We start from the raw sequence: 18372 nt of genomic DNA, 5'->3' as shown, positions 1-18372 counted from the left end.
TTGCTAACGCAAAATTCTCGCAACGACAAATCTAACAAATTTCAAATCTTCGGGGCGATTTCGGGGCGGAAGTATGCGAAAATGAACAAAAACACCATTACCGCGAAAAATACTGCGCTAAACCCCTCTGCGCCGAAAACTCTCATCGCCCCGCCTATGATTATTGGCGAGAAAAACGATGAGAGCGAATACGAAAACAAAAGCGAGGCTGAGATTTGCACGCGCGAGATTGAGGAGCTGTTTTTGAAAGAGTCGTTCGCGCGCGCGATTGCGAGCGAGTATAGCGGAAAAACGCCAAAACCTAGCAAGAAGGCTAGGGCGCATTTGACCTCGAAATTCCCGGTGGCAAACAGCCCCAAAGCCGAGCACGCGCCGATTGCGCACACTAGCATTATCGCCTTGCGCCTGCCGAAAAAATCAGACACGGGGCTGGCAAAAATCTGCGAAATGAAGCCTCCGACCATGGCTAGCCCCATAAACCAGCCCACTTGGCTGACATTTCCACTTCCAAGCACATACACGCTCGCCATTGAAAAAAATCCGTTTATCAAAATCCCGCCACAAACTGCCGTCGCAAGCGCAAGTGGCGGTAGAACCGAGATTTTTGGCATGCAAATCGTAGCTTTTTGCGCCTTTGCGGGCGGGTTAAAACGCATAAATTTCAAGGGCACTAGCCCAAAAAGTATGAAAAATCCACTTAGAAAAAAGATTAAATTTGCGCTTAAATTTAGCGCGATTATCCCCACACCCACGGTAAATGCGCCGTAAAATACGATCTCATACACGGCTAGGACGCGTGAGCGGATAGAGTTTGTGATTTTGGAGTTGATCCAGCTTTCGATTATCATCAAAAGTGCGTAGTAACAAAACCCAAGCCCGAAGCGAAGTATCGCCCAAAACGCCAAATTTGCGCTGATATCGTGGGCTAGGGCGCACAGCGCGAAAATCACGCTAAAAATATAATACGAACGCACATGGGCGAAGTGGCCGATAATCGTGGGCGTGAAAAACACGCTAGAAATGGCGCCCAGGAAGAAAAACGATGAGATAATGCCGATGATTAGGTCGCTTTGGCCGCGTATTTTGAGTATGACACCGGCTGATGATAGGGCTAGCGCATCCCCGATAAACATAAAAAAAATCGCTAGAAATAGCGCACTTAGCGTCCTTGCCACACGCAGGCTTTTAAACATAAATATCCTAAAAATTGAAATTCAAGCTAGTATTTTACTTGAAATTTGAAAAATTCAAGGTTAAATTTGCAAAATTTGCACTTGTTTTTAGCGTAGCAAGAAACGGCGCAAGCCGTAACGAAAAATCAAATCAACTAAATTTAAAGCGAAGCTTTAAATTTAGCCACCTTAAAAGCGTCGTCGGGGGTTAGGGGATTGTAAGGGGGAAGGGGAGCGACCTCGCAAAATGAGCGTAGCGATGGCGACAGCCGGCATTTCTTGCGAGCGAAGCGAAGCAGAGTAATTGGGGCCTCCTTCCCCCTTACAGAGAATTTCACGGCACAGGTTAAATTCAAAAAATCGTTCAATGCTAAATTTAAGTAGAATTTTGCTCTACATTTTTCTGGATTGCTTCGAAAACTTCGTTTTCTCGCAATGACAGCGAATTTAGCAGAAGGAATTTTTTACTCGTAGATTGCTTTGCTTTCTGCGAAAGCTCGCAATGACAATAGCGAGCAAAATTTACATAATCTGTCATTGCGAGAATTTGTATAGCAAATTCGAAGCAATCTACGAGTTTTGAAATTTATAAACGATAAATTTGCAAAAATACTGACCTTAAATTTTAAAGTCGTAGATTGCTTCGCTTTCTGCGAAAGCTCTCAATGACAGCAAATTTTGCGCCAATTTAATCCTTCGCTAGACCTTTTAAAATCCTGTATTCATCGCAATTCGCGCTTAGTGTTTCATCATCTCCCATTGCGATAATCTCGCCGTTTTTGACCACGGCGATTTGGCTGGCGTTTTTGATAGTTGATAAGCGGTGAGCGATGACAATGACGATTTTATCAGCCTTTATCTTTTCTATGACAGATGAGATTTCCTTTTCGCTGGCGTTATCTAGCGCGCTCGTGGCTTCGTCAAAAATGAGAATTTGCGGGTTTTTATACAGAGCGCGCGCGATTGCTATGCGCTGGCGCTGTCCGCCTGAGAGGTTCGCGCCAAACTCGCTTAAAAGCGTGTTTATGCCGTCTTCCATCTTGGCGACAAATTCATAAGCATTGGCAAGGCGCAGGGCATTTATGACGCGCTCTTCGTCAAATTCAGCACCGTAGCTGACATTTGCGGCGATTGTATCGTTAAAAATATAAATTCGCTGGCTCACAAAGCCGATATTATCCCTCAGGCTTGCAATGTCAAATTCGCTAATCTCGTTGCCGTCAAAAAGTATATTTCCGCTTTTGGCGTCGTAGTAGCGCATTATGAGATTTACCACCGAGCTTTTGCCACCGCCGCTATTTCCCACAAGGGCTAAAATTTGCCCCTTTTTGACGCTAAAATTTATATCTTTTAGCGCGATTTTTTCATCATAGCTAAGCGAGACATTTTCGAAAGAGAGCGTGGATATATCGCCCATTTTTAGGCTTCCGCCGATTATGGCTGGCTCTAAATCAATTAACTCGAAAGTCCGCTCAGTAGCAGCCGTGGCGTCTTGCATTTTATTATGCAGTGATGAGACCTTTTTTATCGGCGTATAGACCATAAAAAGCGCGGTTAAAAAGCTAAAAAAGCTTCCTATGCTCATCTTGCCCTCGATGACCTCTTTGCCACCTACGATGATAACCACAGCCACGCCAAGTGCGCCAAGCATCTCCATTACGGGGCTTACGAGCGAGTTTGTAATTATTGCCTTTAAATTTAGCTTGAAAAATTTTGAGTTTTCTTCCTCGAAGTGTTTTACTTCGAAATTTTGGGCGTTGCTAGCCTTTACGATTTCGATATTTGTAAAAATTTGATTTAGAGCCGATGTGATATCGGAGGTCTTTTCTAGCGATTGGCGTGAGACCTTTTTCATGCGTTTGGCTAGGCGCGATAGCGGATAAATCGCAGCCGGAAAGACCACGAGCGCAAAAAACGAAAGCTTAGGGCTATTGTAAATTACCACGCCAAGAAGCCCAAAAATAGTGATGATTTGCGTCACAAAATCAGGTATCATGTTTGAAACCACAGTGCGGATTCGCTCGATATCGTTCATCGTCCTAGAAATCAGTTCGCCCGTACTGTGTGTGTTGAAAAATTTCAAATCTAGCCTAATTAGCTTTGATACGAGCAAATCACGCAGTCTGCGCACGGTATCTTGCCCGATAAATGAAGTGTAGTATGTCTGGATAAATGTGCCAGCACTTTTCATCGCAAACACCGCTATAATCGCAAACGCAAGCGGGTAGAGATAGAGGGTGTTTTTCTCGACAAAGATATAATCAAGCACCGGTTTTACCAAATACGCGCTCGCAGATGTCGCAAGCGAGGTCATAATCATACCCAAAAACGCTAGCGCAAACTGGATTTTATAATCAATCAAAAATGGTTTAAATCTTGTCAAAATGGTCTTAAAATCGTTCAAAACTCTTCCTTATTTTTCGCTACCATGCGCTTTTTTCCCAAATCGTGCCATTTGGCGTATCCATAATCTCGATTTTCATCGCTGTAAGTTTGGCGCGAATTTCATCGGCTAGGGCGAAATTTTTCTGCTTTTTAGCTTCGCTTCTTTGCTCGATTAGACGCAAAATTTCAGCCCTCTCATCATCGCTTACGCCAAATTGAAAATAGCTAATCTCGTCCATATAAAGCACGCCAAGGGTATTTTTGACAAATTCTAAATTTGCTAAAATTTGCGCTTTAAAAGCCTTATCTTTTGGGTTTTTATCGAGTGCTTCATTTGCGCAAGACACCATTTCATCGACACAGGCAAGCGCGCCAGATGTGTTTAGATCATCATTTAAAAACTCTAAAATTTTACCCCTAAATTTGGCTTCAACGCAAGGCAAATTTTGCGCCATATTTACCCTTTTTTTAAGGCGGTAAATTTTATCAAGGCGTTTTTTAGAGGCGAGCAAATCATCGATTGTGTAGTTGAAATTTGCCCTATAATGCGAACTCATCAAATAAAACCTCAAAGCCTCGCCAGGCACCAGAGCTAGGGCGTCTTTGACAAAAAAGCTATTGCCTAGACTTTTGCTCATTTTTTCGTTATTTACCTGCACGAAGCCATTGTGCATCCAGTATTTAGCCAAGGCTCTATGCTCGCTACATCTGCACTGCGCGGCCTCGTTTTCGTGGTGTGGGAAGAGCAAATCAGCCCCGCCAGCGTGGATATCAATGCAAAATTCAGCGTCCTTACTATCTAAATGCGCTAAAATCATCGCCACACACTCGCTATGCCAGCCAGGTCTGCCACGCCCAAATGGCGCCTCAAACCACGCCTCGTCGAATTTCCACAGCGCGAAATCTTTTTCATTTTTTTTCTGCTCGTTTGAAACCACGCGCGCAAACTCGCTGTTTTGATCCTCTGCTTTTTTGCCACTAAGGCTTAGATAATCGCTATCTTTGGTGGTATCAAAGTATATCCCATCGCCTGAAATTTCATACGCATAGCCCAAATTTAGCAAATTTGAAATAAGGGCGCAAATTTCACTGATATTTTCGGTCGCTTTGGGCGAAATGTCGGCGTCACGGACATTTAGCGCGCCCATATCGTCCAAATATCGCTTGGTGTAAAATTCTGTAATCTCGCTTAGAGTTTTTCCACTCTCGCTCATTTTCTTTAAAATTTTATCGTCGATATCAGTGAAATTTCTAGCAAATTTCACATTTTTGCCCTGCGCTTCTAACGCGCGCCTAAGCAAATCAAAGCTAATCGCACTTTTAGCGTGCCCCAAATGCGCGTCATCATACACAGTCGGTCCGCAGACATAAATTTTAATCTCATCTTCGTTAAGCGGGATAAATTCGACCTTTTTTTTACTTGCAGTATCATAAATTACCATAATATAAACCTTTTAAAATATATAAAATTCCTATTTCAAGCGCGCAAAGCCCTAGAATTAGAAGGATTTTTTTAGCCTTGATTATAGCTAAAAAGTTATTAAATCCAAAAAAATAGAGATTAAAAACAAACAAAAATCCCCCTGTAATCGAGCTAGCAAGCGCCAAACCCACAGCCCCAAATGGTTTAAAGAATAGTGCGCACAAAATCACATTTATAAACACGCACCAAAGCGAAATTTTGGCACTTAGCTTTTGTTTCATGTGCGCATACAGCCAGTGCGAAAAAATGCGCGATAGCCCAAATGGCAGCAGTCCTACCATATACGCTGCCAAAACAGCCGCGCACTGGGCTGTGTTAGTGGCGGTGAAATTTCCGCGCTCAAATAAAATTTTGGTGATTTCGTGTGAGAGCATGATTCCACCGATTGTGGAGAGTGCCAAAAGTGTCAAAAGCATGTAAAATCCGCGCTCGATTAAATTTAGCGCCTCTTTTTGGTTGTTTGTTTTGATTTGTTTGGTTAGGCGCGGAAAAATCGCCGTGCTAAGCGCGATTGCAAAAAGTGCGAGCGGAAGCTGAAAAATGCGGTTTGCATAGTATAGATAGCTGATACTTCCGCTGGCTAAAAAGCTAGCGAAAAATGTATCTATAAATGAGCTAAGTTGCAAAGCGCTAGCCCCTACAACCCCGGCAAAAAAGTTATTATAAAAGCCCTTAGTTTGCGCTTTTGTGCCATTTTTTAGTTTGACAAACCCACCGAGCAATACACGAAGCATGCCTGTAAATTTCAGCGCATACACATGCACCAAAAACTGCAAAAACCCGCCCGCTACGACGCCACAAGATAGATACAAAACGATACTTCGCTCATCTTTGCCACGAGCCAAAAGCAAAGCAGCAATCATAGCTAAATTTAACAAAGCGGTCGAAAACGCCGTAGTGGCGAAATGATCGCGGTATTGAAGCATAGAGGCAAAAAGCGTAACGATAAAAATAAAAGCTAGATATATGAAATTTATGCGCACAAATGGCGTTGCTAGCGTGATTTGCTCGTCCGAAAAACCATAAGCTAAAATTTTAGTAAAAAACGGCGCGAACACCCACACAACCGCAGTTAAAAACAAAATAAAAAGAAAAAATCTAATCAGCACGGAAGCTGCGAAAACCCCCTTTTTTTTCGAAGCAGTAAAATTTGGCAAAAACGCCTGCGTAAAGGCACCCTCGCCAAAAAGTCGTCTAAATAAATTTGGCAGTTTAAACGCCACAAAAAATATATCACTATACACACCAGCGCCCAAAATAGAAGCCGTCAGCAAATCGCGCACAAAGCCCAAAATGCGAGAAGCTAGCGTTCCGACGCTGTTTGTAAAAAACCCTCTAAACATAATTCCTCGTTAAATTTTATAAAATAAAAAGATAGATTATAATATAATTTCGCCTATTTTTTGATTTTGAAAGAGGATATTTTGCAAAATTTGCCATTTTCGCTCGATACGCAAAACTTCATCAAAACCCTAAAATTTGAGGGTAGCTGGACATATCGAAGCGGAAAAAAACAGCTTGATTTACTTAAAAAAACACTATCAAATTTAGACAATTTCGTAGCAGATTTTACAAATGTCGAAAAGCTGGATTATTTCATGGCTTATAGCATTAAAAATTTAATGCGTGGCAAAAGCGTGGAATATCGTAGCCAAAATCCAAAAATAGAGAAAATTTTCGAATTTATTAGCGATGAGAGCATAGACCATAATTTTATGCCAAAAGTGCATGGCATGGGGATTTTGGCTCAAATCGGGCTGTATTTTTGCGCAGGCTGGGCTGGGATTGTAAATCTAGCCACATTTTTGGGCGAGTTTTTTTGCAAGGTGTTTTCGCTATTTTTGCACCCGCGCAAATTTCGCCTCAAAGAGACCGTAAATTTTATCAAAGACAACGGCATTGATTCGCTTTTTATCGTGGCTTTGACCGCGTTTTTAATCGGTGTGGTGTTAGCTTACATTGGCGCAGATATGCTATCGCAGTTTGGGGCTAGTATTTATATCATCGATATTATGGGCGCTCTAACCATGCGCGAGATTGCCCCGCTAATCGCAGCGATTGTCATTGCTGGGCGTTCTGCGTCGAGTTTTACGGCGCAAATTGGCGTTATGAAAATCACAGAAGAGATCGACGCGATGAAAACAATGGGCTTTGATCCGTTTTATTTCCTCTCAATGCCACGAATTTTGGCTATGGTGATTTGTATGCCATTTATCATTTTTATCGCAAATTCAATATGTATTTTCGCTCAAATGATAGTTTGCGAGGCGTATTTGGAGATAGGATTTTTGGATTATTTGGATAGATTTAAATCAAATGTCGAAATTCGCCACTTTTTCGCCGGTATGATAAAGGCTCCGTTTTTTGGCGCATTTATCGCAATAATTGGCTGTATGAGAGGATTTGAGGTCAAGGGAAATACCCAAAGTATCGGCGAATACACCACAATCAGCGTGGTAAATGCGATATTTTGGGTCATCGCCATAGACGCGATTTTTGCGATACTCTTCTCGGAGATTGGGCTGTGAGCGAGATAATAAGCGCAAAAAATGTAACCACAGCGTATGGTGCGCGCATAATGCACGATAATGTGAGTTTTAGCGTGAAAAAGGCTGAAATTTACGGCTTTTTGGGCGGAAGTGGAAGTGGAAAAACCACTCTAATGAAGACGCTAATTTACCTAAACCAGCCAAAAAGCGGCGAGATTAAAATTTTTGGCGAGGATATTTGGAGCGTGGGCGAGGATAGACGCAATGAAATTCGCCTAAAATGCGGTGTGATGTTTCAATTCGGCGCGCTGTATAGCTCGATGAATGTGCTAGAAAATGTGGGCGTGCTACTGCGCGAATACTCAAATTTTAGCGACAAAGAGATTAACGAGCTTGCTATGTTTTGGATACAAAAGGTAGGCCTTAAAAAAGAGAGCGCAATGCTAAATCCAAACGAGCTAAGTGGCGGTATGAAAAAGCGTGTCGCGCTCGCTAGGGCATTGGCGTTAAGCCCTGAGATTTTATTTTTAGACGAGCCAAACTCAGGGCTTGATCCGCTTAGTTCGCGCGCCCTTGATAGGCTAGTGTGCGAGCTAAGAGACAATCTTGGCGTAACCGTGGTAATGGTAACGCATGATGTGGATAGTATTTTTGATATACTTGATAGATTTTTGATAGTCGATAATAAAAAAATCATCTTTGAAGGGGCTTTGAGCGAAATCGAAAAGCTAGAAAACAACCCGCTTGAAGAGCTATTTAAAATGAGAGCGAAATAGGAGCAAAATTTGGAAAATAGAACCTCATATACAATCGTGGGCGCATTTGTTATGGCGTGTGTGTTTGCGCTTACAGCTTTCGTGTGGTGGATGCTAACTCGCACCGATACTAGGGAGACTTACAGATCGTATTATATCCATACCAAGGAGCTTCCGACTGGAATTCGCGAGAATTCGGATGTCAAATTTATCGGCGTAAATGCTGGAATCATCAAAAAAATAGATTTTGTCGATATCGAAAATGCAATAATCGAAATCGAAGTATCACTTAAAAGCAAACTCCCTATCTCGCGAGATAGTATCGCCAAGGTCGAAACGCAAGGCATTAGTGGAATTTCGTTTTTAAATATCACAAAGGGAAGTGGCGAGCTATTTAGCGCAAATGAAGAAAAGCCAATCATCGAGCTAGATAAAACCCTGCTTGATAAAATCGGCTCCAAAGCAGAAGTTATCACAGATAGTGTAGGGCAGATGATATTTAAAATCAACTCGCTTTTATCGCAAGATAATATGAAAAAAGTCGATGAAATTTTAACTTCGCTTAATAAATTTAGCGCCGAACTTAGCGATGAGAAGAAATTTAACGAACTAAACGCATTAATGGCGAATTTCAATACCTTAATGACAAATTTAAACGAAAGAGAGCACGAATTAGACGAAATTTTGGATAAATTTAATGCTTTTGCCAGCAGTGCGACGCGCCTTTCAAATTCGCTCGAAAAAACAAGTCAGATTATGGCAAAGCGCGTAGAGCGGGGCGAATACAATCTCAAAGCCATACTAGATCCTACCCTAAACGAGGCCAAAACCACGCTAACCGAATTTAACAAAGCTTTAAGAGAGTTTCAAGGCGCGATGTTTAGGCTAGAAGAAAATCCGTATGAATTCTTTTTTAGAGATACCAAAAAGGACTGAAAATGAGAAAAATTTTATGCGCATTTAGCGCAGTTTTGGCAGGAGCTTTGCTAGGAGGCTGTTTGGCAAAGAGTGCCAAGCCATATACTTATTATGAGCTTAAATACGACCAAAAACACTGCGCCGCGAAGTCAAATTCACGCAAAAATATCTATATCGAGAGTGTAACTGCGACAAATTTGGTCGATAGACGCGATATTTTAATCGTGGATTGGAAATCTCGCACAAGATACGCAAGCGACGCTAAATATATCACAATGCCAAGCGAAATGCTTTATAAAGCCCTAATCGACGCGGCATTTTCTACATGCGCGCTAAATCCGATTTTCGTGCCACAAGAGAGAGATTTGCGCCTAAAAACCACGCTTATCACGCTTCAAGTCGATGGTGATCACGCTAAAATCACGATTGGCTACGAGTTTTTAAACGCTGTGCAAAGCATAAAATCTGGCGTGATTACAAAACGAGTTTTCGTGCCAGATCCAAGCTCGCAAAGCATTTATAACGCGACAAATTCGGCGTTAAATTTGGCAATTGATGAAATTTTAAAGGCAATTCAATGATAGTAGGATTAGAAGGAATCATCACGCACAAAGAGCCCACTAAATGCGTGATAAAATGCGCTAGTGGCGTAAGCTATGCTGTGGCGATTTCGCTAGGGTGTGGCGCTAGGGTAGAGCGGGGCGAGAAGGTGGAATTTTTGATAACTCAGATTATCAGAGAGGACGCAAATTTGCTCTATGGATTTTTGGAGCCAAAAGAGAAAAATATGTTTGAAATGCTAATCAAACTAAGCGGAATAGGGGCTAGCACGGCAATGGCTGTGTGCTCATCGCTTAGCGCAGAGAGCTTTTCTCGCGCGATTATCACAGGCGATAGCGCACTACTAACGAGCGTGCCAGGGATCGGCCCAAAGACAGCTAGGCGCATAATCGCCGAGCTAGGGGACGCGAAACTAATGGAGTTTGGCGAGAGCGAAGTATATAAATCAGAGGCGATGAGCGCGTTAGAGAGTCTAGGTTTCAAACGCGATAGAATCAGTAAAATTTTGCTTGATTGCGTCAGCACAAATACGGCTGATTTGATCAAAGAGGCATTGAAAAAACTAGCATAAATTTAAAATTTACAAGGAGAAATAATGAAATACGGTATAGTTTTTGGTGGTCAAAGTTACGAACACGAGATTAGTATAATCTCTGCAATCGCGGTCAAAGACGCGTTAAAGGGCGAGAATTTGGCGTTTGTTTTTTGTGATAAAGATAGGAGATTTTTCTTAATCGAAGAGAAAAATATGCGCGCAGTGTATTTCAAAAACGGCGAATACACAAAATCAAAAGAGCTAAATATCTCAAACGGCGGATTTTATATGAGTGGTGGTATGTTTGGCAAAAAAAGCATGCTTGAAGTGAGCGTTTATGTGAATTTGATCCATGGTTGCGACGGCGAGGACGGAAAATTCGCAAGTCTTTTTGAGTTTTTCTCAATCCCTTATATCGGCCCTAGAATCGAGGCTAGCGTGCTAAGCTACAACAAAATTTTAACCAAATACCTAGCGCAAATCGCAGGTGTAAAAACCGTGCCATTTGAAATCGTTAATCGCAACAGCTTGCCGAATTTCAACTTCCCAGTCATCATCAAACCCGCTCATTTGGGTTCTAGTATCGGTATCGGCATAGCAAAATCAGAAAAAGAGTTTGACTACTGCATGGATAAGGTCTATGAGCTAGATGATAGCGCGATTGTCGAGCCATATATGGAAAATATCAAAGAATACAACCTAGCAGGGGCTAAAATCGACGGCAAAATTGAGTATTCCTTCATCGAAGAGCCGAAAAAAGAGGGTTATTTGGATTTTGGTAGAAAATACCTTGACTTTTCGCGCACTGGCGTGGTCGAAGAGGCGCAAATCGGTATGTCGGTAGAGGATAAGATGAAAGACGCGTTTGCTAAGCTTTATAATGTCGGTGGATTTGAGGGGGCGCTGATTAGGTGTGATTTTTTCGTGCAAAATAATGAAGTGTATCTAAACGAGATAAATCCAAATCCAGGAAGTATGGCAAACTACCTATTTAGCGACTTTGCAGAGGTTTTGGGCAAGCTAGCTACTTCGCTTCCAGCGGCTAAGGAAATTCCGATTTCGTATGATTTGATAACAAAAATTTCAGCAAATAAATAAGCTAAATTTAAAAATTTTACGCTAAATTTTGCGTAAAATTTTACATAAGGATTGTTTATGTTAAATAAAGACGAAATTTACACAGCAACGGAAATGGCGAGAAATTTTAGCTCAATTTTAAAAAAACTAAATAGCCAAGAGATTAAAAAGGCTATGATTGTCAAAAATAATAAATTTGAGGCCGTAATGCTTAGCATGAGCGAATACGAGCGCCTAGAAAAGGCGGTCGAGCTACTCAAAGCGATTTATGGTAAAAAGGGTCAAGATGGCCAGTAAAACCATAAAATTTGGTGGCGACGAATACAAAATCAGCTACGAAATCGAAAATTTAAGCGTCGAGCCGTATATTTTGGTTTTGCACGGCTGGGGCGCGAAAAAAGAGCTTATGCAGAGGGTTTTCGAGGCGAAATTTTTCCCAAATTATAGGCTAGTTTTCGTGGATTTGCCCGGATTTGGCGCTAGCTCGCAACCAAAATTTGCGCTTACAAGCGAGGATTATGCGGGCATTATGCGTGAGTTTATCGCTGCGCTTGGAGGCGCACCAGAGGCCATTATGGGGCATAGTTTTGGTGGCAAAGTCGCCACACTGCTTGCGCCAAAAAGGCTGATTTTGCTAAGTTCGGCTGGGATAATCGAGCCAAAGCCTTTGAAGGTGAGGACGAAAATCGCGGTTTTTAAGTGCCTAAAATATGTCGGGTTGGCGAAGTTTTGGCGATTTTTTGCTAGCAAAGACGCTTCTGGTATGAGCGAAGAGATGTTTGGGACGCTAAAAAATGTGATTCGCGAGGATTTCGAGCCGATTTTTGCCGAGATTAAACCAGAAAAAACGCTGATTTTTTGGGGTATTAGCGATACGGCCACAGCTCTTGGTAGTGGCGAGAAAATCCACTCGCTCATCAAAAATAGCAAATTTTACCCGCTTGATGGGGATCACTTTTTTTTCATAAAACACGCGAAATTCATCGCAGATACAATCACGGCTGAATTCAAATAATCCAAATTTAGTTATTTCTCACTATTTGTCATCGCGAGCGAGCATTGCTCGCATGGCAAAGTGGATTTAAATTTGAAATTTTACGCTTTCCATTGTCATTGCGAGCGAACGACAGCGGAAAATTTCCCCTGATTTGTCATTGCGAGCGAGTGTAACGAGCGTGGCAATCTACGAGCTAAAATAACCTAACGCTATAATCCGTGTCATTGCGAGGAGCAAGGCGACGAAGCAATCCAGAGAAATTTAAAAAAATTTAAAATTTACTAAAATTTATCTGCGAAATGATATTCGCAAAAGTGAAAACGAGAGGATGCGAACTCGGATATAAAAGTAAAAATGAAAATTGCAGTTTTCAATACTAAAAATAAAATTTAAAAATACATAAACCTAAAATGTAATCACGCTTCTAATTTTATATTAAATTTATTGCGCTATAATGCCTAGACCAATCAGATGAGAAAGGTTTAATATGCTTTTTGATATCAGTTTAATTGGCGATACGAAAAATTTATATTTAAAGCGGTTTGGTCGCTCGAACCTAAACGGCGTCCCGTACTACCTGAAATTCGACTTTTCTGCGATGTCTTTTGTCAAGCTAAACAACAAACTTTCTATCAAATCCACAGGTTGCAAATCTGATTTGGACTACGGATTTTACCTTGTTTTCGAGGACAATAAATTTTTTATAAACAACAAAACTCACCTTTCTAAAAAAGAGATTTTTTATATGCTAAGCTATCTTTTTGATAAAATTTATGACAAAAATGTCAAATACCCGCGCGACAGCCTGCACGCAAAAATAAAAAAAACGATTGAGTTTTTAAACAAAATTTATAATTTCACCAAAGAAAAAGACCATAAATTCAACATGCACGCGCAGTATCGAAATGTGTTTGTGGGGTGTTTGAGTATCGATCATCGCGAAAATTTGGCGCAAAATTTAGTTTAAATTTCATTGAAAATTGTGAAATTTGGCTTACAAATTTACCGAGTTTTTACCCAAATTTATTAAAATTATGAATTATATATATGATAAAGGTTTGATATGCTTTTCGATGTTGTAATAATCGGCGATAACAAAAATTTATATTTAAAGCAATTTGGTGGGCGTTCGAATTTCAGGGGTGTTCCGAACTATTTTCAATTCGATTTCAACGAAATGAAATTCGTGCAAATCAAAGAGAAAATTTATGTCAAATTTGACTATAACGAAACCGAGCAAAACACCGATCCTAACTATGGTTTCGTGCTGATTTTCGACGAAAAAGAATTTTTCAAAAACAAGCAAAATTTAACGCGAAAAGAAGCATTTATCTTGCTGAATTATATTTTTAACAAAATGTATAGCAAAGATGTCAAGTATCCGCGCGACAGCCTACATTTCAGGATAAAAAAGGCGATCGATTTATACAAGGCCGTCTATAAGGACGAGGATTTCGACGGATACAATCTACACGCGCAATACCGCAATCTCTACGCCGGACAGATAAGTATCGACAAAAGAGAGCGAACGCTCGGCGCAGCAGAATAATCAGCGTTGTGAGATAAAATTTATAAATTTAAACGCCGTTTTGGCGTTTAAATTTTGCAAAATACTTTAAAATTCCCCTTGCAAAATCTATTGTAAATGCAAATTTGGATAGTCAAAAACCAAAACTCTCCCGCTATGCTCGCTAATCTCGGCGAAATTTTCAGCTTCAAATTCTAGTCCGAAAATCGCACAAGTTGGAAATTTTTCGATTACTGAGTTGCTGAAATACTCGCACACTGCGCCGATTGTGGGGTTGTGACCTACTATAAAAACCACTTTGTATTTTTCATTGAGCATGCGCACAAACTCCGCCAGCTCTCGCGCGCTAATGTCGTAAAGCTCTTTTTTTTCTTTTAAAATATCTTTGGCGCCAATATTTTTGGCTATGATTTTGGCGGTTTTTAGTGCGCGTTTGGCAGGGCTAGTGATGATGATATCAGGCACTATCCCCTCTTTTGCCAAAAGCTCCCCTAGCCTGCCTGCGTCGTCTTCGCCCTTTTGACTTAGTTTGCGCTCGAAATCTGTCTGTGCGAAAGCCTCAGCTTTGGCGTGTCTGATAAAATAAATTTGTTTCATAAATTTCCTTTTCGTATAATTTTACGCAAAATTTTACAAAATTTTAAATTTTTGCTGTATCTTGCCGAATCCAAACCCTGCCCCAAACCCTATCAAATGCGCATACCACGCCACATTTGAAGCTAGCAAAAGCGGAGCAAAGCTAATAAGCGCAACCATAGCCAAAACGCTTTTTAAATTTTGCCTCTCATAGCACAAAATCACGCCCAAAAGCGCGCAGATTACGCCACTCGCACCGATTAAATTTATATTTTGTCCCATAAATTTGTAAGCGCAAAAAATGTAAATCAGGCAGATTAAATTCGTAAAAATTCCAAGCCCAAAATATAAAATCGTAAATTTAACGCTACCGAAAAATCGCTCTAAAATGGAGCCGAATTGATACAGCACAGCCATATTCATCGCCAAATGCGCAATTCCAGCGTGCATGAAAAATGATGATAAAATTTGCCAAAAAAATCCGTCAAAAAATAGCAAATTTAGCCCCAAATACGCGCCCAAATTTGGGATTAAATTTGCTAGGACAAAAAGCACGCAGTTTGCGATGATGATAGCTAGTGTGAGTTTGCCTGCCTGCCCGAAATTCGTTCTTTGTCCGAAATTTGCCATTTGCATAAATTTCCTAAATTTATTGTTTTACGCGACCATATCCTGCGAAGCGATTTGAAGCTAGGCAAGAAACTTTGTTGCTTCCGCAGCGCACGATATAGCTGTTTTCGATTTTTTTGCCGTTTTTGTGAGTATTTTTTTTGTTTAAATTTACAAAATCGACCTTGTTTCTACCGCGCGAATTATGCACGAATTTTATCCTGCCGTCTGCGTAAATTTCGCGGATCACGCCGATATGGCTGATTTCGTTATTTAGGCGTTTTTTGTTTGATTGAAGGGTGTTTTGGAAAAATATCAAATCCCCTATTCGCGGGTTTTTGTGCGCGATTAGGTCGCGTTTTTTGTAATAATTATAAATCGCTTGTGATTTTCTGCCGTTTGTGAAATACTTAGGCAACTCTTTTGAGTTGAAAAAAATCTCTTTGTTTTTAGAATTTAGCGCTGTGATAAACCCGCTACAATCCCCGCCTACCTTGGTTCCGGTGTATTTATCGACCCATGAAATGAGCGTAGTGTTGTAGGTATTTCCTGGGATTTGTGATGAGCCAGAGTTATCCTCATAAACCTCATAATCCCCTTGCGTAGTGGGGTTTGCAGGCGATGAAAACGGAGCTAGCCACGAGCAGCCACTCATCAAAAACGCCCCTAAAAATAAAGCAAAAATTTTTTTCATAAATTACCTTAAAAAATACAAAATGTGTTTTCATTTTAGCAACCAAATGTAATAAAATAGTAATTTTAAAGCAAATTTATGTATAATCACGGCGAAATTTTTGCAATCAAAACGGAGAGAAAATGCACTATTTACAAATCAAAGGCGAAGCCAAGCTTAGTGGCGAAATAAAAATCTCAGGCGCCAAAAACGCGGCACTACCGCTAATCGCGCTAATTATACTATCCAAAAACCCAGTTACAATTAAAAATTTACCAGATGTTTCAGATATCAAAACCCTAATCCAGCTTTTGGCAAATTTAGGCGCAAAATGCGAGTATTTGGACGCTCATACCGCCGTAATTGATCCAAGAGGGATAAACTCAACTAAGGCAGTTTATGACATCGTGCGCAAAATGCGCGCTTCGATTTTAGTTCTTGGTCCATTGCTAGCGCGTTTTGGCAAGGCAGAAGTTAGCATGCCAGGCGGGTGTGCGATAGGGGCAAGGCCGATTGATTTGCACCTAAGGGCAGTCGAAAAAATGGGTGCGCAGGTAAAAATCGAAGAAGGCTATGTTGTGTGCGAGGGCGCATTAAAGGGTGCGAATATTTCGTTTGATAAAATCACCGTTACAGGCACCGAAAATGTCGTAATGGCGGCTGCGTTAGCGCATGGGGAGACCTGCATAATCAACGCCGCCAAAGAACCAGAGGTCGTGGCTGTGTGCGAAGCCCTAGCTAGTGCTGGCGTAAAAATCGAAGGAATCGGCACTGACGAGCTTAAAATCACAGGCACAGCGGGCGAACTTTTAAATATCAACGAAATCACTGTAATCCCCGATCGTATCGAGGCTGGGACATATCTATGCGCCGGGGCGATAACAAATTCTAAAATCAGCGTTACAAGCGTAAATCCTGCGCATTTGGGCGCTGTGCTAGCGAAATTTGAGGATATGGGATTTAAATTTGAAATTTCAGGCAGCGGCAACGACTCTAAAATCACAATTTTGCCAGCAGACGAAATCAAAGCGACCAAAATTATCACTACCGAATATCCGGGCTTTCCGACCGATATGCAAGCGCAGTTTATGGCGCTAACCTGCGTCGCGCAGGGCACTAGCACGGTCGAGGAAAGGCTGTTTGAAAACCGCTTTATGCATGTGAGCGAACTAAACCGCATGGGCGCAGATATCAAACTAAACGGCAATATCGCTACAATCAAGGGTGGCAAACTCGCAGGCGCAGATGTTATGGCGACAGATTTGCGCGCTAGCTCAGCTCTTGTTTTAGCGGCTCTTGCAGCAAGTGGCACTACGCGCGTGCATCGCATATATCATTTAGACCGCGGATATGAGAGCTTGGAGGCGAAATTTAGCGCACTAGGCGCGCAAATTCTAAGGCTAGAAGAATGATTGATATAAACACTGCGCAAGAATTGATTTTTAGGCAAAATTTAGGCTTTTTTGGCGAAAAAAAGATTGAAATTTCACGCTCTCTTGGGGCTATTTTAGCGCAAGATATAAAAGCGCGAAAAAATGTGCCAAGCTTCGATAATAGCGCACTTGATGGCTATGCGTATAACAGCGAAAAAATCGGTGAGAGTTTGCAAATCGTAGAGCCAACTATCTTTGCTGGCGATCAAAAATTTTATGAAATTTCGCCGAATCAAGCGCAAAAAATAATGACAGGCGCACCTATGCCAAAGGGCGCAAACAGCGTGCTTCGCGTAGAGGACGCGTGCATTAGGGACGGGTTTTTGCAAATTCCATCTAATGCAAAAGCAGGCGATGGACTTCGCAAAATGGGCGAAGAAGTGCGCGAGGGCGAGGTGCTACTTAGCGCAGGAGAGCGGATAAATGCTGCTAAAATCATGCTTTTAGCAGCGCAAGGCATAAATGAAATCCCCGTACGCACCACGCCAAAAATCGCCGTGCTTTCGAGTGGCGATGAGCTAAAAGAGCCGTGGGAAAGCGCAAATGAGCGCGAAATTTACAACGCAAACGCAAGTGGGATTTGCGCACTTTTGCAGAGTGAAAATTTCGCAAACGACTATCTTGGAATTATCAAAGACGAAGCAAACGCAGTGCGAGAAGCCCTAAAAAGCGCAGCGCAAAGCTATGATGTGATAATCACAAGCGGTGGGGCAAGCGTGGGCGAGGCTGATTTTATGGCGCAAATTTTGTTCGAGCTTGGATTTAGCCCAGTGTTTGAGCATATCGACATAAAGCCCGGAAAGCCGATTAAGTGCTACTACGCGGACAAAAAGCTTGTTTTTGTAATGCCGGGAAACCCGCTAGCGGCGTTTATTTTAGCAAAAATCATAATCTTGCCGGTGCTTAAAAAAATGGTTGGTGAAAATTTTAAGGCGCGTGAAATTTTAGCTAAATTTAATGGTGAGCTAAAATTTCGCCCAAATCGCATAAATTTAAGCCTAGGCGTATATGAAAACGGCTATTTTACGCCGATAAAATCAAACTCGGCTATGATTAAGCCACTTTGTTCAGCGACGCATTTTATGCTCTCAAAATTTGAGCAATGCGAGCAAAAAAATGGCGAAATTGTAAAAATTTATGAAATTTAAGCAAAATGGTATTGACAAATGAGAAATTTTAAG

General features: G+C 41.4%; 19 protein-coding genes. 12 read left to right on the top strand and 7 right to left on the bottom strand.

Annotation, left to right across the window (positions count from 1 at the left end; translation table 11 throughout):
* Positions 1–41 precede the first annotated feature (41 nt).
* The 4 genes from OFN98_RS02640 to murJ all read right to left on the bottom strand — a co-directional run bounded on the left by OFN98_RS02640 (position 42) and on the right by murJ (position 6383).
* On the bottom strand, positions 42–1193 hold the full coding sequence (locus tag OFN98_RS02640) for an MFS transporter (protein WP_270874676.1): 1152 nt from the start codon (positions 1191–1193) through the stop codon (positions 42–44).
* A gap of 667 nt (positions 1194–1860) precedes the next feature.
* Complete coding sequence (locus OFN98_RS02635; protein ID WP_270867942.1) at positions 1861–3576, bottom strand: ABC transporter ATP-binding protein; 1716 nt, start codon at positions 3574–3576, stop codon at positions 1861–1863.
* A gap of 19 nt (positions 3577–3595) precedes the next feature.
* Positions 3596–4999: a cysteine--tRNA ligase gene (cysS, locus tag OFN98_RS02630; RefSeq protein WP_270874677.1), complete on the bottom strand. Its 1404-nt coding sequence runs from the start codon at positions 4997–4999 to the stop codon at positions 3596–3598.
* On the bottom strand, positions 4986–6383 hold the full coding sequence (murJ, locus tag OFN98_RS02625; protein ID WP_442868109.1) for a murein biosynthesis integral membrane protein MurJ: 1398 nt from the start codon (positions 6381–6383) through the stop codon (positions 4986–4988). Before murJ ends, cysS begins: the two co-directional genes overlap by 14 nt.
* A gap of 81 nt (positions 6384–6464) precedes the next feature.
* Here murJ and OFN98_RS02620 point away from each other — a divergent pair, with 81 nt between their 5' ends.
* The 10 genes from OFN98_RS02620 to OFN98_RS02575 all read left to right on the top strand — a co-directional run bounded on the left by OFN98_RS02620 (position 6465) and on the right by OFN98_RS02575 (position 13921).
* Complete coding sequence (locus tag OFN98_RS02620; RefSeq protein WP_270874678.1) at positions 6465–7568, top strand: MlaE family ABC transporter permease; 1104 nt, start codon at positions 6465–6467, stop codon at positions 7566–7568.
* Positions 7565–8305: an ABC transporter ATP-binding protein gene (locus OFN98_RS02615; RefSeq protein WP_270864371.1), complete on the top strand. Its 741-nt coding sequence runs from the start codon at positions 7565–7567 to the stop codon at positions 8303–8305. The genes OFN98_RS02620 and OFN98_RS02615 overlap by 4 nt, the downstream gene beginning before the upstream one ends.
* A 9-nt stretch (positions 8306–8314) precedes the next feature.
* Complete coding sequence (locus tag OFN98_RS02610; RefSeq protein ID WP_270874679.1) at positions 8315–9220, top strand: MlaD family protein; 906 nt, start codon at positions 8315–8317, stop codon at positions 9218–9220.
* A gap of 2 nt (positions 9221–9222) precedes the next feature.
* The gene (locus OFN98_RS02605; RefSeq protein WP_270858846.1) at positions 9223–9783 is read left to right on the top strand and encodes a hypothetical protein; all 561 of its coding nucleotides are present in this window, start codon (positions 9223–9225) and stop codon (positions 9781–9783) included.
* The gene (gene ruvA / locus OFN98_RS02600) at positions 9780–10334 is read left to right on the top strand and encodes a Holliday junction branch migration protein RuvA (protein WP_270861682.1); all 555 of its coding nucleotides are present in this window, start codon (positions 9780–9782) and stop codon (positions 10332–10334) included. The genes OFN98_RS02605 and ruvA overlap by 4 nt, the downstream gene beginning before the upstream one ends.
* A gap of 24 nt (positions 10335–10358) precedes the next feature.
* On the top strand, positions 10359–11396 hold the full coding sequence (locus tag OFN98_RS02595) for a D-alanine--D-alanine ligase (protein ID WP_270874680.1): 1038 nt from the start codon (positions 10359–10361) through the stop codon (positions 11394–11396).
* Between the two features lie 51 nt (positions 11397–11447).
* Positions 11448–11672: a prevent-host-death protein gene (locus OFN98_RS02590; protein WP_442867895.1), complete on the top strand. Its 225-nt coding sequence runs from the start codon at positions 11448–11450 to the stop codon at positions 11670–11672.
* Entirely contained in the window at positions 11662–12390 is a 729-nt protein-coding gene (locus OFN98_RS02585) for an alpha/beta fold hydrolase (RefSeq protein ID WP_270874681.1), read from the top strand. The genes OFN98_RS02590 and OFN98_RS02585 overlap by 11 nt, the downstream gene beginning before the upstream one ends.
* A gap of 469 nt (positions 12391–12859) precedes the next feature.
* Positions 12860–13339, top strand: coding sequence for a hypothetical protein (locus OFN98_RS02580; RefSeq protein ID WP_270876594.1), 480 nt, complete (start codon positions 12860–12862; stop codon positions 13337–13339).
* A gap of 96 nt (positions 13340–13435) precedes the next feature.
* The gene (locus tag OFN98_RS02575) at positions 13436–13921 is read left to right on the top strand and encodes a hypothetical protein (protein WP_270876593.1); all 486 of its coding nucleotides are present in this window, start codon (positions 13436–13438) and stop codon (positions 13919–13921) included.
* An 87-nt stretch (positions 13922–14008) separates the two neighbouring features.
* Here the strand turns inward: OFN98_RS02575 and OFN98_RS02570 are convergent, their stop codons facing one another.
* From OFN98_RS02570 to OFN98_RS02560, 3 genes are read right to left on the bottom strand one after another with little or no spacing between them, the layout of a single operon-like run.
* Entirely contained in the window at positions 14009–14497 is a 489-nt protein-coding gene (locus OFN98_RS02570) for a SixA phosphatase family protein (RefSeq protein ID WP_270876592.1), read from the bottom strand.
* A gap of 33 nt (positions 14498–14530) precedes the next feature.
* On the bottom strand, positions 14531–15106 hold the full coding sequence (locus OFN98_RS02565; protein WP_270876591.1) for a rhomboid family intramembrane serine protease: 576 nt from the start codon (positions 15104–15106) through the stop codon (positions 14531–14533).
* A 19-nt stretch (positions 15107–15125) separates the two neighbouring features.
* On the bottom strand, positions 15126–15779 hold the full coding sequence (locus OFN98_RS02560) for an NlpC/P60 family protein (protein WP_270876590.1): 654 nt from the start codon (positions 15777–15779) through the stop codon (positions 15126–15128).
* Between the two features lie 122 nt (positions 15780–15901).
* Between OFN98_RS02560 and murA the strand changes: the two genes are divergently transcribed.
* Both murA and OFN98_RS02550 read left to right on the top strand, forming a co-directional pair.
* Positions 15902–17170: a UDP-N-acetylglucosamine 1-carboxyvinyltransferase gene (murA, locus tag OFN98_RS02555; RefSeq protein WP_270876589.1), complete on the top strand. Its 1269-nt coding sequence runs from the start codon at positions 15902–15904 to the stop codon at positions 17168–17170.
* On the top strand, positions 17167–18339 hold the full coding sequence (locus tag OFN98_RS02550; protein WP_270874687.1) for a molybdopterin molybdotransferase MoeA: 1173 nt from the start codon (positions 17167–17169) through the stop codon (positions 18337–18339). The genes murA and OFN98_RS02550 overlap by 4 nt, the downstream gene beginning before the upstream one ends.
* Positions 18340–18372 lie beyond the last annotated feature (33 nt).

The sequence above is a fragment of the Campylobacter sp. JMF_15 NE4 genome (assembly GCF_027737645.1).
Lineage (GTDB): Bacteria > Campylobacterota > Campylobacteria > Campylobacterales > Campylobacteraceae > Campylobacter_B.
The sequence above is the reverse complement of the archived record's forward strand: the minus strand, read 5'-3'. Positions and strand labels throughout refer to the sequence as shown.

What these genes read in the sequence shown, in the direction of transcription:
- murA (WP_270876589.1), top strand. Translation starts at nt 15,902, where the DNA reads ATGCACTATTTACAAATCAAAGGCGAAGCCAAGCTTAGTGGCGAAATA.
- OFN98_RS02565 (WP_270876591.1), bottom strand. Translation starts at nt 15,106, where the DNA reads ATGGCAAATTTCGGACAAAGAACGAATTTCGGGCAGGCAGGCAAACTC.
- OFN98_RS02595 (WP_270874680.1), top strand. Translation starts at nt 10,359, where the DNA reads ATGAAATACGGTATAGTTTTTGGTGGTCAAAGTTACGAACACGAGATT.
- OFN98_RS02550 (WP_270874687.1), top strand. Translation starts at nt 17,167, where the DNA reads ATGATTGATATAAACACTGCGCAAGAATTGATTTTTAGGCAAAATTTA.
- OFN98_RS02605 (WP_270858846.1), top strand. Translation starts at nt 9,223, where the DNA reads ATGAGAAAAATTTTATGCGCATTTAGCGCAGTTTTGGCAGGAGCTTTG.
- OFN98_RS02575 (WP_270876593.1), top strand. Translation starts at nt 13,436, where the DNA reads ATGCTTTTCGATGTTGTAATAATCGGCGATAACAAAAATTTATATTTA.
- OFN98_RS02585 (WP_270874681.1), top strand. Translation starts at nt 11,662, where the DNA reads ATGGCCAGTAAAACCATAAAATTTGGTGGCGACGAATACAAAATCAGC.
- murJ (WP_442868109.1), bottom strand. Translation starts at nt 6,383, where the DNA reads ATGTTTAGAGGGTTTTTTACAAACAGCGTCGGAACGCTAGCTTCTCGC.
- OFN98_RS02560 (WP_270876590.1), bottom strand. Translation starts at nt 15,779, where the DNA reads ATGAAAAAAATTTTTGCTTTATTTTTAGGGGCGTTTTTGATGAGTGGC.
- ruvA (WP_270861682.1), top strand. Translation starts at nt 9,780, where the DNA reads ATGATAGTAGGATTAGAAGGAATCATCACGCACAAAGAGCCCACTAAA.
- OFN98_RS02640 (WP_270874676.1), bottom strand. Translation starts at nt 1,193, where the DNA reads ATGTTTAAAAGCCTGCGTGTGGCAAGGACGCTAAGTGCGCTATTTCTA.
- OFN98_RS02580 (WP_270876594.1), top strand. Translation starts at nt 12,860, where the DNA reads ATGCTTTTTGATATCAGTTTAATTGGCGATACGAAAAATTTATATTTA.
- OFN98_RS02570 (WP_270876592.1), bottom strand. Translation starts at nt 14,497, where the DNA reads ATGAAACAAATTTATTTTATCAGACACGCCAAAGCTGAGGCTTTCGCA.
- cysS (WP_270874677.1), bottom strand. Translation starts at nt 4,999, where the DNA reads ATGGTAATTTATGATACTGCAAGTAAAAAAAAGGTCGAATTTATCCCG.